The sequence below is a fragment of the Synechococcus sp. CS-1329 genome (assembly GCF_025128055.1).
Classification (GTDB): Bacteria; Cyanobacteriota; Cyanobacteriia; order PCC-6307; family Cyanobiaceae; genus Regnicoccus_A.
Genome location: NZ_JAHLYS010000043.1, coordinates 41,826 through 53,754 on the forward strand (window position 1 = coordinate 41,826; position 11,929 = coordinate 53,754).

Consider the following 11,929-nt stretch of genomic DNA (forward strand, 5'->3'; position numbering starts at 1 on the left):
AGGCACCCTAGGAGTTTGTTCCCAGGCCCCGTTCCGGCTCAGCTCCACACCAGGCGATGCCGGCCAGCTGCGCCAGGTCTCGATGCCAGCTGGTCAGGTCGTTTCTGTTGAAGCCCTGGAGCGTGGTGTGGCCGCAGGCACGGGCCATGACCTGCATCAGCGCCACCGTGGCCTCGAAGAAACGGGCCAGGCGATCGGCGGCATGGTCGATGTTCAGTTTCCGCCGAAGCTCCGCATCCTGGGTGGCGATACCGGCCGGACAGTTGTTCGTGTGACAGAGGCGGGCACCGACGCAGCCGATCGCCTGGATCGAGGCATTCGCCAGGGCGATCCCATCGGCGCCCAGGGCCATGGCCTTGATGCAATCGGCGGGGGTGCGAAGACCACCCGTGATGATCAGGGTCACCCGGCCGCTGGCCTCGCGGCGGTCCAGGTGGCGGCGTGCCCGTGCCAGGGCAGGAATGGTGGGAACCGAGATGTGATCGCGGAACAGCAGGGGCGCCGCCCCCGTGCCGCCACCCCGTCCATCGAGAATGATGTAATCGGCTCCGGCGTCGATGGCGAAATCCAGATCAGCTTCGATGTGCTGGGCGCTGATCTTGAAGCCCACGGGGATCCCGCCACTGATCTCCCGCACGTGGTCTGCGAACCGCCGGAAATCATCAACCGTGCTCAAGTCCGTGAAGGTGGACGGCGAGATCACGGGCTCGCCCACAGAAACACCGCGCAACGCCGCAATCCGAGCCGTGGTCTTGATGCCGGGGAAGTGACCCCCGGCTCCGGTCTTAGCCGCCTGCCCACCCTTGAAGTGGAACGCCTGAACCTGCTGGAGCAGCTCGGGGCGGTAGCCGAATCGCCCGGGGGCCAGCTCATAGAGATAGCGGCTGTTGGCCGCCTGCTCCTCGGGCAGCAGGCCCCCCTCCCCGGAGCAGATGCCGGTTCCGGCCTGTTCGGCCCCGCGGGCCAGGGCCAGCTTCGCTTCTTCAGAGAGGGCTCCGAAACTCATGTCGGACACGAAGATCGGAATCCGCAGGCGGAGGGGCCTGGCCGCCTGCGGGCCCAGCACCAGTTCCGTGGCCACCGCTGCATCGTCCGGGAGGGGTTGGCGGGCCAGCTGGGCCACCAGAATCTGGAGATGATCCCAGCTGGGCAATTCGCTGCGCGGAACTCCCATCGCCGCGATGGGTCCATGGGGGCCCAGCTGATCCAGCCCATGCTCAGCGAGTTCATGGATGAGGCTGAGCGTGGGCTCTTCCGCCGTGGGACGCGGTTCCGGCATCGGTGCCCGCTCAGGCTCCTGTTGTTGCTCAGGCCCCGTCGGGCCTGGTTCCTCAGGTTCGTCTGAAACCTCTGAATCATCTGAATCCTGAGGCGATTCGGACTCCCGGGCGAGTGAAAAGCTTTGCCCCACCCGCTCACCTGGAACCTGGGCATGGCTGCCATCGCAATAAGGGGGAGTCCCCGTCTGCTTGCAGCGGCAGAGCCAGGCTTCCCCATCGGAGTCGGCCGTGAAGGTCTGGGGCGTGAACCCACTGCCCCGGTGGGAGCCGTCGCAGAAGGGTTGATCCTTGGAGCGGCCGCAGCTGCAATAGAGGTAGGCCTTTCCCTGCTTCAGTTCAACGGCAATGGGTTCGTTGGCGGCCACGATCGGCTTGTCCATCAAAAGCCTCTGCAGGGGGGGACGGGGGACCACTCTGATCGCAGGATGAAGATTTCAAACGTGGAGAGTGGAGATTGCGGGGCTGATTCAGCCTTGCCCTGAGGAGCATTGGGTTGGCGGTGCGGCAGCCAGGAGTAACTGTTTAGCGAGAAGATCTGGGTCGGCAATCGCATCGATCCCTGGTCCGGCATTCCCCAGCAACTGGGGATGGGAGCACAGCCTGTCGAGCAATCGGACCAGAAAGGTGTCGTTGTCTTCCAGCAGTCCGGGATTCATCCTTCCCTTGCGGCCACCGATGCTCCACTGCAGGCCGCCGGCTGGACCGGCCACCAGCACGGCCGGCAGCTGCGGCAGGCGCTGTTGAATCACGGCCGGATCAGCCGTGGAGAAGAAGGCTTCCGCCTCATCGACATCGCAACGGATCAGTTGGGCGGCCTCGGCCAAGGGGCGGAATCGGCGCAGCACCTCTGGGGTCGGCGCAGCAGTGGCTGGCAGCCCCCAGCGCTCAGGTGTCCAGCTCACCTCAAGGGCCATGGAGACACCACTGGGAAGAGCACGCTCAAGGATCATGTTCAAAACCCGGGCATCACTGGCCTGGATCAGAGCATTGCTATTGACGAGCAACCAGAACGACTCAGTGATACCGGGTAGAAGTGCTTCTATGCATCCGGCAGTGTTCGAAGACTCTGTTTCACTCAGGGCCTGAGAAAAGTCCACCAGGGTGGTGTTTGCACCTTGGGTTTGATCAGTGCTTGTGGAAGTCATTGTTATACTAAGTTAAATACAAGTGAATCGATTAGATAGAGCCGATGAACTGCCCAAGGAAGCGGCCAGCTCAGCTCTGAGCGTCGGCGAAGGCATGGAAGCGCGCAGCCAGGTCCTGGAACAACTCATCGCTTTGTTGGAGGATAGAAGCCCAGGTTTCCTGAGTGGAGCTCTGAAGTCGAACCAGCTGCTCGCTGGCTTGATCGCGGGCCTCGGTGAGATCAGCCACACGTTTTTCAGTTTCGTTGCGCACCGTGGCAGCCGCATCCTGCAGGCCCGCCCGCAACGTCTCGATTTGCTTTGACCAGGCCTCAACCTGGGCTTGCTTCTTATCAAGGATCGCGGCCCTGAGTTGTTCGTTCACCTGGCTTTGGTCAACGTCACTCCTGGTATTAGTCGTGTTCATGGATTTCATCTCCAATATATCAACAACGGAAGCACTCACTCGCACAGCGCAGAGACGTCTCTGTGAACCACAAAGTGGTCACCACTCAGACCATGTAGGTCAGTGGAGTTGCTTGTCTAAGCAAAACTTGAGCCAGTCAGATTTGCGCGACATCGAGCGGCGAAGCAGAAAAAACAAACGAAGGGCAAGCGCGCCATCAGTTTGAATAATCCGCCGAAGCGATGTGCAACCGATATCTGGATCTTATCACGAAGCTCACTCCTGTCAACATCTTGTTGCTGCATCTGCCACGGTTCGAGCCTCTTCATTCTGCGCAGATCCCTTGATCTCACTGACATCCGAGCGACTGAGGCCAATTCTTTGCCAACCAGGCATCAACTGACTGGTTCAGCGACTGTCTGAGCCTCTGAATCCCATCCTGAGGGACCCCTCAAAGGTGATCATCGATCTGGCGAAGAAAACGCACGCCCACCACCCCACCCCCATCCGCTCCCCGGAGCTGGGATCATGGGACGCAACCACGCTGGGGGGAGCCGGCCCATGGCAGCACCGTCGGGATCCGCGCAGCCCCTCGATCCAGCCGGCCGGGAGGCCAGCCGCTGGCAGCAGACCAGCCTGCTCAGCCTCGTGCCAGCCGCAGCTGAAGAGTGCCCAGCCCAAGCCGATCCGGCTGAGCCGGTGGCTCTGGCCCCCATGCCCCTGCGGACTCCTGTGCAGACTGCTCCAGCCCAGGCCGCCGTCTCCGAACCGGCCTGCCCCCAGCGGCTGCTGATTCTCGACACCGAGACCACCGGCCTGGATCCCGAGCGCGACCACTGCATCGAAGTGGGGGCGGTGCTGTTTCATGTGGCCAGCCGCGCTGTGCTCAGCCAGCTGTCGCTGCTGCTGCCCTGCCAGAGCAACGCTGCCGAGGAGATCAACGGCATCGATGCCAGCGTGAGCCGATTGGAGCAGCCCTGGCAGGCGGGGCTGCACTATTTCCAGGAGCTGGTGGCCAGCGCGGATGTGATCGTGGCCCACAACGTTGCCTTTGACCGGCCCTGGTTCGGCCGGGGTCCGCTGCCTGTGATCGAGAAACCCTGGCTCTGCAGCATGGAGGACCTGCGCTGGCCCAGCGAGCGCCGCCTCAAGGCCACCCCATCAGTGCGGGACCTGGCCCTGGCCTACGGCATCCCGGTCTGGGCCGCCCACCGGGCCCTCACCGACTGCATTTACCTGGCCCAGGTCTTTGAGCGCTGCGAAGCCCTGGACTCCCTGTTGCTGGCGGGACTGGAGCCGCGGCGGCTCTACCGGGCCGAGCTGCCCTACGACCAGCGCCACCGGGCCCGGGCTGCGGGATTCCGCTGGAACGAGCCGGTGGCCAAGGCCTGGAGCCGGCGCCTGAGCGAGCGGGAAGCGCGGGAGCTGGATTTCTGCGTGAAACCGGTGGAGCAGGAGCCAGACGCTCGAGAGGCCGCCTGAGGCCCGTCAGGGCTCGATTGCATCCATTCACGACTTGATTGTTGAGACGGGCTGTCAAGTGCGGCCTCCAGACACAAGCTGTGGTCAATAGCGCAAGTTTTGAGGTCAGCCATGGCGATGGAGCAGCGGGCAGAACAGGCCCCGCCCCAGAGGCGCCGCCATCAGCAGCAGTTGCGTCGCTGGCAGAAAGCACGCACCTGGGCACGCCTGATCCGCGAAGCGGAGGCGCTCTGGCGGGTGAACGTGCGCGATCTGCGCCGGCTGGGAGCCCTTGAGCTCGACCAGTTGCTGCAGGAGGTCCCCCCCTCGATCCGCCCTCGGGTGAACCGCTGGCTGGCGGGGTACGGAGCGCTCACCAGGTTGGCCTGAGCATGGGTGGCGGTGCCGCCATCAGCGCCCTCGGGGGGCTCGGTCTGTTCCTGATGGGCATGACCGTGATGAGCGAAGCCCTGCGTGAGCTGGCCGGCAGCCGCCTGCGGGCCTGGTTGCTGCGCTTCACGCGCACCCCGTGGTCGGGCGCCCTGATCGGTGCCGCCACCACGGCGGCCCTGCAGTCGTCGTCGGCCACCACCGTGGCCACGGTGGGATTCGTTCAGGCCGGGCTGATCAGCTTCCCCAGCTCCCTGGGGATCATCTTCGGGGCGAACGTGGGCAGCACCGGCCTGGGCTGGCTGGTGGCGGTGCTGGGTCTGAAGCTGAACCTGGCTGCACTGATGCCGCCTCTGATCGCCGCCGGCACCTGCCTGCGGCTGCTGGGGCGCGGGCGGTGGGCCCAGGTCGGTTTCGCCCTGGCGGGCTTCGGCGTGCTGTTCCTCGGGATCAGCACCCTGCAGGAGGCCATGGCCGGCCATGGGCTGCTGCTGCAACCGCAGCGCTTCGATGGAGCCAGCGTGGGCGGACGCTTTCAGCTGCTGCTGCTGGGCCTGCTGACCACCGTGATCACCCAGTCGTCAGGGGCGGGGGTGGCCACAGCACTCACAGCACTCACCGCCGGAGCGATCGATCTGAGCCAGGCCGCCGCCCTGGTGATCGGCATGGACGTGGGCACCACGATCACCGCCCAGATCGCGGCCTTCGGAGCCAACCTCAGTGCCCGCCGCACCGCCGCGGCCCATCTGGTCTTCAACCTGGCCACGGCGGTGATGGCCTTCCTGCTGCTGCCGGCCTACCTGAGCCTGGGCCAGCGCTGGCTGGCGGGGCCGATCGCCGCGGATCCCGAATTCGCCCTCACCGCCTTCCACACCGGCTTCAACCTGCTGGGCGTGGCCCTGCTGCTGCCCTTCACCCAGCCGTTCGCACGCCTGATCCAGACCCTCCTGCCCGCTCCGGAGGGGCGAGCGGCCGATGATCTCGATGAGCCCCCCAGCGCCGACACCCGCCGGGCCCTGGACCTGGCCCAGGCCGCCCAGCAGCGGGCACTGCTGGAGCTGATGCGTCATCTGCGCCAGTCCCTGGGCGCCAGCAGCGACCGGCACCGGGCAATGGCGCTCGACGAGCTGGAGGCCGATCTGGTCCGGATCGAGCAGTTCCTCGATCAGATCCACCTGCGCCGGCTGGAGGAACCCGACGCCCAGCGGCTCCTGCACCTGCTGCACAGCCTCGACCACCTGCAACGCCTGCAGGAACGCTGTGAGGAGGAGCCGGAGCGGGCCAGCACCGTGCGCCAGAGCGGCGCCCTGCAGAAGGAACGCCACGAGCTGCTGGTAACCCTTGAGCAGCTGGGGCCGCTGGTGGAGACGCGGCAGTGGCAAGAGGTGGCCCGGTGCAGCTTGGCCACCAGCCAGAGCCTGCACCGGCGGGTGAAGCCCCTGCGCCAGGGGGTGATGGCGCAGGTGGCCAGCGGCGAGGTGGAGGTGGAGGAGGCCAGCCAGCGGCTGGAGGCGATCCGCTGGCTGCGGCGGGTGAGCCAGCACCTGGGTCGCATCAGCAGCCATCTCGAAGCCGCGGCCAGGGGCGGCGCCTCCGGTGTTCCCCCACGCCCCGTGATGTCGCCCGCTTAGCAGCGGGGTGGGGGCAGGTGGTCTCAACTGCAGTGCCCCTTCCACTGATGTCATGACGGGCCTGCTCTGGGAACGCCGCGCACAGATCGGCTGCTGCCTGCTGCTGCAGGGCACCCTGCTGGCCTCGGGCCTGGCCCTGGAGCACCTGCTTCAGCGCAGCACCCCCTCCCCAGGGGGTGCAAAGGTCGCCACACTCCGTGGATGAGACGAATTGATCCGGGCAGCCTTCGCTCCAGGCGACTGACGGAGAGGCCCGGCGATCTCCCCAGCCAGCTGTTCATCCATGGGGGCAGGGCGCCGACGCGGCTCTCGGTGCTCTGTTTTCAGCCCTCGGGAATCGAGGAACTGGAGCTGGCGGGCGCCCGGGATCTTGAGCCACTGCTCAGTGGTGGGCTTCCGCTCTGGGTGCGCCTGCAGGGTCTGGCCGACACGACTCTGATCCGCACGGTGCTCGACACCCTCGGGGTTCCGGCCCACATGCAGGCTCCTCTGCTAGAGCATCCCCAGCGCCCCCGGGTTGATTCGATCGGTGATGCGGTGCTGACTGTGCTGCACCGCCTCAGCTTCTCCGAAACACCCGACCGCCTGATCGCCGAGCAGGTGGGATTCCTGCTGATGCCCGACCTGCTGATCAGCCTCGAGGAGGTGCCCAGCGCCGGGTCTTTTCCGCAGCTCACCCAGTGGCTCTGGTGCCTGGATCCGGCCCCGACGCGGGACGATCTGGATGACATCCTCCACTTCCTGATCGACGAGCTGCTCGACGGTCTCTTTCCACTGCTGGAACATCTGGCGGAGCTGCTGGAGCAGCTGGAGGAGGCGGCCCTGCTGCGGCCCAAACCTCGACTACTAAGCCGCACGTACCAGATCCGCAGCAGCCTGAGGGACATCCGGGGCCAAGTGTGGCCGCTGCGCCATCAGCTGATGGTGCTGCTGCGCCAGACCCAACGGCTGCTAGGCCCCGACGCCCTGCATGGCTTCCAGGACATGGAGCAGCGGGTGATCCTGATCTTTGAGGCCTGTGAACTCATCCGCCATCAGTGCGATTCAGTGACCGAGGCCTACATGGCCAGCATCAGCAACCGCATGAACCAGGTGATGAAGACGCTCACGATCGTCTCTACCATCTTTGCGCCGCTCACCTTCATCGCCGGCATCTATGGCATGAATTTCTTGAACATGCCGGAACTGCACCTGAAGTATGGCTATGGCATCGTTCTGGTGTTCATGGTGCTGGTCGCCCTGGTTCAGAGTTACTGGCTGTGGCGCCGCGGCTGGTTCCAGGACTGGACGGCGCCCCGGCACTGAGGATCGCAAGGATCGCCCAGGTCAGTCTGCGACGGGCTGGTGTGATCGACTCGCCTGAGGGGGAAGTGGGCCAACAAATGAGTTAGATTAAGCAGGTATTAACTGAGCACTCAGGAGCCATGGCAGCAGACGATTCCATCCACCAGTTCGTGGAGTGCCTGCGCAGCGACGAAGATCTGCAACGCAGCATCAAATTGGCCACTAGTGCCGATGAGGTGGTTGAGGCGGCTGCCTCCAGGGGCATCGAGTTCTCGAGCGCTTCGCTGGTGAGGTGCTTCGCCCGCACTCTGATGGAAGGATCCGATGAGGCTGTGGTGAAGAAGTTCGACGAACTGGGCTGGGATGCCGGCGAAATCCTCTGGTTTCTCAAATCACTCGGATCAGGATCCTGACCTAGGCGTCGTCCTCAGCGCCGGCGTCAGTGTGCTCGGGCTGCGGCCCCAGGCTCGCTGACGCCTTCCCGCTGGTTGCTCCGGCGGATCCTTCGCGCCAACTCGCGAATCACCCCTCGGACGATCTCCGGTTGATCCGTCATCAGATCCAGCAGTGTTTCCTGCTCGATGCGGAACAGGCGGCTGGGCACAAGCGCGCTCACCGAGGCCGAGCGGGGCTCAGGATCCAGCGCCGCCAACTCGCCGACGATCTCCCGTTCGCCCAGCTCCACGATGGTCTGGTCGTCGATGTGAACGCGCATGCGTCCCTCCACGATCACGTACATCGCCGTGCCGATGTCGCCAAGGCTGAACAGGGTGTCCCCAGCCGCCAAGCACACCTCATCGATGGCCTGGGCCAGTTGCACGAGCACATCACTGGGCGTGGACGAGAAGATTCCTACCGACGTGAGCAGCAGCACCTTCTCGATCGTCAGAGATGTCTTGGTCATGACGGCAAAGCCTGAATTCGGGAGAAGGGATCGGGCGGTGTAGCGAGCGGTCTCCGCCACCACCGGATTGGCCGAAGTTTGCGCCACCGCGATGGCCTCTAGGACCCGATCATTGGAGTGGACCGCCTGCGGATGGAACGCCAGGCTGTAGAGGGCGCAGGTCAGCAACCAACCGTCGCCGGGGAGCCCATGGCCACCTCCCATGATCGCCAGCAACCAGCCGCACGACTCCGGCGACACGGTGGGACGGTACTTCTCGTGCAGCAGGGCCAGGGCCTCCGCGGGTGAGTGCCGATCCAGCAAGGGCATGGTGGGGTCCAGATGCTGTCGAGGGATCGTCGACTCCAGCAGTTCCAGGGCCAAGGCCTGCTCCCGCGTCGAGCCGGTCCAGTAGCGCAGTCTCACCTGGCGGAGGGCACGACCGGGATGCAGGAAGCTCAACAGCAGCAGCAACCTCTGGCGAACACGATCCAGCTCCTGGCCGAAGGCCGAGGACAGCACTGGATGCAGCGGTCGCTCCTCGAGATCCGCCAGGGCCGCCAGCAACCAGGCGCCGAAGCGCACCTCCTCCTGCAGGCGACCCTCCACCAGCCGCCGCTCTGGCTGAGCGACCTGATAGCCCGAGGTGGCCAGGGCAGCCAGGGCCGCATGACGCAGCGCCGGATCCCGCTCCGCCATCCGTTGCACCAGCACCGACCAGGCGCCGGGGTGGCGGAACCGCCCCAGCACCCCGAGGATCAGCTTCTCCGTCCCGCTTCCGGGGGGAAGGGTTTGGAGTTCCTCGATCAGCCGCGCTAACCCTTCCTCCCCGGCCGCCAGCAGGGCCCGGGTCGCGGCGCCACGGCATCCCGGATCGCCGAGCAGATCGATCACGTGGGGCAGCAGGCGGCGGTTGATCAGCGTTGCCGCGGCCTCGAGCGCCGCCGTGCGCACCCTGCGGTCCGGATCGTTCAGCAGCGTGACCAGGGGGCGGTAGAGATTTCCGCCGCCCACGTCCGCCAGCACCCGCGCGGCCTGGACACGGCAGAGGGGATCGACGCTCTGCAGGAGGTCGTTGAGGGCTCGGGCCGCGAGCAGCAGCCCCTCCAGGCTTCCGTGTCGCAGCAGACCGACGATCATCCCCGTGCGCTCCGGAGCCGAACGGCCGGCCAGAATCGAGCCATAGACCTCGAGAATCCGCTCTTCGTCGTGGGCTGCCAGCACCCGCAGCGCCGCTCCGCGCACCTCGCCATCGGAATCCGAGTTGGCCAGACGCTCGATCAGCTCGATGGGGGCGTCATCGCTGGCTTCCTCCAGCCTCACAAGAACCGCATGGCGCACTTCCGCCGCCGGATGGAGCAGCAGGCTGTCGGCGCGCTCGATGATGAACTCCGGGTCCGAATGGCCCAGCTGCTCGATGGCCTGGAGCACCGAAGCAGCTGAGGGCCACTGGAGGGCCTTGATCAGCACATCCCGGCTGGCTGGCTCCTGGATCGACACCAAGCCCCCGGCCAGGCTGCGCCCCTGTAACGCCCCGGCCAGCACCAGCGGATACTGCTGGCGCAGCAGCTGGGCCAGCAGCAACCAGAGCAGCAGCAGGCCCAGCATCAGAGCTGGCAGAACCCCCAGCTGGTTCGGCCAGATCCGGCCGATGGCCAGCAGCAGCAAACCGGCCAGTCCAGCCCCCAGGGGACTGACGACCCCCTCCGCCAGGGTCTGGACCCGCACCCGTTGCAGCGCCCCGAGGGGTTGAAACAGCAGCAGGACTGCGGAGCGATCGATCGACAGGCGCAGGGAGCGATCGAAGAATTTCGTCCCCACGATCGCCGGGAACAGCAAGGCACCCGGAAGCGCCCCCAGGGCGGATCCGACAGCTACCAGTACTGCCGAGCCGAGGCTGGCCGGCAGGATCGTCAGGCCGCCCCCGAGGCCGAAGCGGGCGAGCCATGGAGCCGTGACTCCGCCGCGAAGCACCAGGGTGGCCACACCCGCGCAGGCGTAGAACACCCCGAGAAAGGCGGTGAGCTGATTGGCGCTGGTGAAGCGTGAGTGGGCCACCACGAGAAAGCTCTGATCCACGAGATAGCGCATCAGCACCGAGGCCAGAAAGAGGCCGAACACCAGCGGAACGAAGGGGCTCGGGGCCCGGGTCGCGGCGGATGGCAGGGGCGAATCCACCGAGGGGGTGGCGATGACGTCGGGCTCCGCCGATCGGGCCTGCCGCTGGATCCAGCCGAGAAGGGGGAGACAGAGGGCGCTGGCACCAGCGGCCAGCAGGATGATGTTGTCGCTGCCGATCCAGGACACCAGCAGCGGCAGGGTGAAGCCACCGACAACCAGGGCCACCACTTCCCCTGAGCCGATCAGGCCGTACAACCGTTTGGCCTGACGCACGTGGAGCAAGGAGGCCGCCAGGCCCCAGAACTCCAGATTGAGCAGGATCTCGGCCAGCCGGTACCAGACCAGCAGGGCAAAGGCCGCCGTGGCCTGATCCCCCCAGGCCAGAAGCCAGCGCAGCGCCAGCGGCACCAGGGTCACCACCAGAAGCTGCAGGCGCCAAGTACGGCGCTGGGAGAGCCGCCGCCCCAGACTCAGCACGGCGGCGCTGCTGAGCGGCCCGACCACCGCCACCGCCAAGTAGACGTAGGCGAGGCCGGAGGGGCCGACCGTGGAGACGAACAGGGCATTCGCCGCGGAGAGCGTGAAGATCAGCACCGCCCCCACCAGCAGGGAGTGCAGCAGAAGCCCAGCCACCAGGGCTCGCTCTCCCGGCCGCAGATCAAGCCTGGGCTGACCGTGATCCCGCGTCCCCACGACCGACGTCAACAGCCGCCGGACCCTAGCACCGTCGCCGCTCCCGGCTGGCCCGCGCACGGCAGCGATTGGAGCAGTAGCGGGTATCCCTTCGCCTGGCCAGGAAGGACTGGCCGCAGCAGACGCAGGCCCGGGCCGACTGCCGCTGCCTTGGCTGGGATGGGAAGCCGCCCACCAGCAGCGACTCCAGCGATCGCACTCCCTCCGCCAGCACCAGATCAAGGCCATAGCCCTGCCGCAGCAGGCTTTCGCCGTCGGCATAGCCAAGGCCCTCGGCCAGTTCCGGCGCCTCCTGCAGGAAGCGCTGCAACATCCGCACCAGCGGGTAGCCCTCCCCCCAGAACCAGCGGCGCCGCTGACGCACCAGCTCAGCCCACTGCTCCGGCGGTTGATCACCCAGCCGGTCGTCGAAGGCGGGCTCGCCATTGCAGCCAGGATCCATTGGCCTCAACGTTCGAACGCCGTGGCAGGCAGCCTATGGGTTGTGGCGATCACAACCCAGCCCTAACCCCGCATTAAGAGTTTGCTGAAAAACGAGCCCACGAGCCAGTTTTCCACAGGCATCAGTGGATTTCCGGCTCAAAAAGTCGGATCGGCGGCTATCAGAGCCGCAAACTGCCCGATTTCGGCATCGTTGGCCTCTCTGCAAGACATTG

At 66.0% G+C, this 11,929-nt stretch carries 11 protein-coding genes; 6 read left to right on the plus strand and 5 right to left on the minus strand.

What is annotated here, in order from left to right; genetic code table 11:
• Positions 1-7: 7 nt before the first annotated feature.
• The 3 genes from KQ304_RS11405 to KQ304_RS11415 all read right to left on the minus strand — a co-directional run bounded on the left by KQ304_RS11405 (position 8) and on the right by KQ304_RS11415 (position 2,870).
• A complete protein-coding gene (locus tag KQ304_RS11405) occupies positions 8-1,693 on the minus strand; it encodes a glutamate synthase-related protein (RefSeq protein ID WP_259737198.1) in 1,686 nt (561 codons plus the stop codon).
• A 54-nt stretch (positions 1,694-1,747) separates the two neighbouring features.
• Complete coding sequence (locus KQ304_RS11410; RefSeq protein WP_259737199.1) at positions 1,748-2,425, minus strand: fructokinase; 678 nt, start codon at positions 2,423-2,425, stop codon at positions 1,748-1,750.
• A 70-nt stretch (positions 2,426-2,495) separates the two neighbouring features.
• Positions 2,496-2,870, minus strand: a complete 375-nt coding sequence (locus tag KQ304_RS11415; protein ID WP_259737200.1) for a hypothetical protein — start codon at positions 2,868-2,870, stop codon at positions 2,496-2,498.
• 501 nt (positions 2,871-3,371) lie between these two features.
• Here KQ304_RS11415 and KQ304_RS11420 point away from each other — a divergent pair.
• The 6 genes from KQ304_RS11420 to KQ304_RS11445 all read left to right on the plus strand — a co-directional run bounded on the left by KQ304_RS11420 (position 3,372) and on the right by KQ304_RS11445 (position 7,989).
• Entirely contained in the window at positions 3,372-4,292 is a 921-nt protein-coding gene (locus KQ304_RS11420) for a 3'-5' exonuclease (RefSeq protein ID WP_259737201.1), read from the plus strand.
• A gap of 111 nt (positions 4,293-4,403) precedes the next feature.
• Positions 4,404-4,661 (plus strand): hypothetical protein, encoded by a 258-nt coding sequence (locus KQ304_RS11425; protein WP_259737202.1) that lies wholly within the window; start codon positions 4,404-4,406, stop codon positions 4,659-4,661.
• 2 nt (positions 4,662-4,663) lie between these two features.
• Complete coding sequence (locus tag KQ304_RS11430; RefSeq protein ID WP_259737203.1) at positions 4,664-6,292, plus strand: Na/Pi cotransporter family protein; 1,629 nt, start codon at positions 4,664-4,666, stop codon at positions 6,290-6,292.
• Positions 6,293-6,344: 52 nt separating this feature from the next.
• Positions 6,345-6,497 carry a hypothetical protein gene (locus KQ304_RS11435; RefSeq protein WP_259737204.1) on the plus strand — a complete coding sequence of 51 codons (153 nt, stop codon included), beginning with the start codon at positions 6,345-6,347 and terminating at the stop codon, positions 6,495-6,497.
• Positions 6,494-7,597, plus strand: coding sequence for a magnesium/cobalt transporter CorA (gene corA, locus KQ304_RS11440; protein WP_259737205.1), 1,104 nt, complete (start codon positions 6,494-6,496; stop codon positions 7,595-7,597). Before KQ304_RS11435 ends, corA begins: the two co-directional genes overlap by 4 nt.
• A gap of 119 nt (positions 7,598-7,716) precedes the next feature.
• The gene (locus KQ304_RS11445; RefSeq protein ID WP_259737206.1) at positions 7,717-7,989 is read left to right on the plus strand and encodes a Nif11-like leader peptide family natural product precursor; all 273 of its coding nucleotides are present in this window, start codon (positions 7,717-7,719) and stop codon (positions 7,987-7,989) included.
• A 26-nt stretch (positions 7,990-8,015) separates the two neighbouring features.
• Here KQ304_RS11445 and KQ304_RS11450 read toward each other — a convergent pair whose 3' ends face one another.
• Both KQ304_RS11450 and KQ304_RS11455 read right to left on the minus strand, forming a co-directional pair.
• A complete protein-coding gene (locus tag KQ304_RS11450; protein ID WP_259737207.1) occupies positions 8,016-11,213 on the minus strand; it encodes a cyclic nucleotide-binding domain-containing protein in 3,198 nt (1,065 codons plus the stop codon).
• Between the two features lie 85 nt (positions 11,214-11,298).
• The gene (locus KQ304_RS11455) at positions 11,299-11,715 is read right to left on the minus strand and encodes a hypothetical protein (RefSeq protein WP_259737208.1); all 417 of its coding nucleotides are present in this window, start codon (positions 11,713-11,715) and stop codon (positions 11,299-11,301) included.
• Positions 11,716-11,929: the final 214 nt, after the last annotated feature.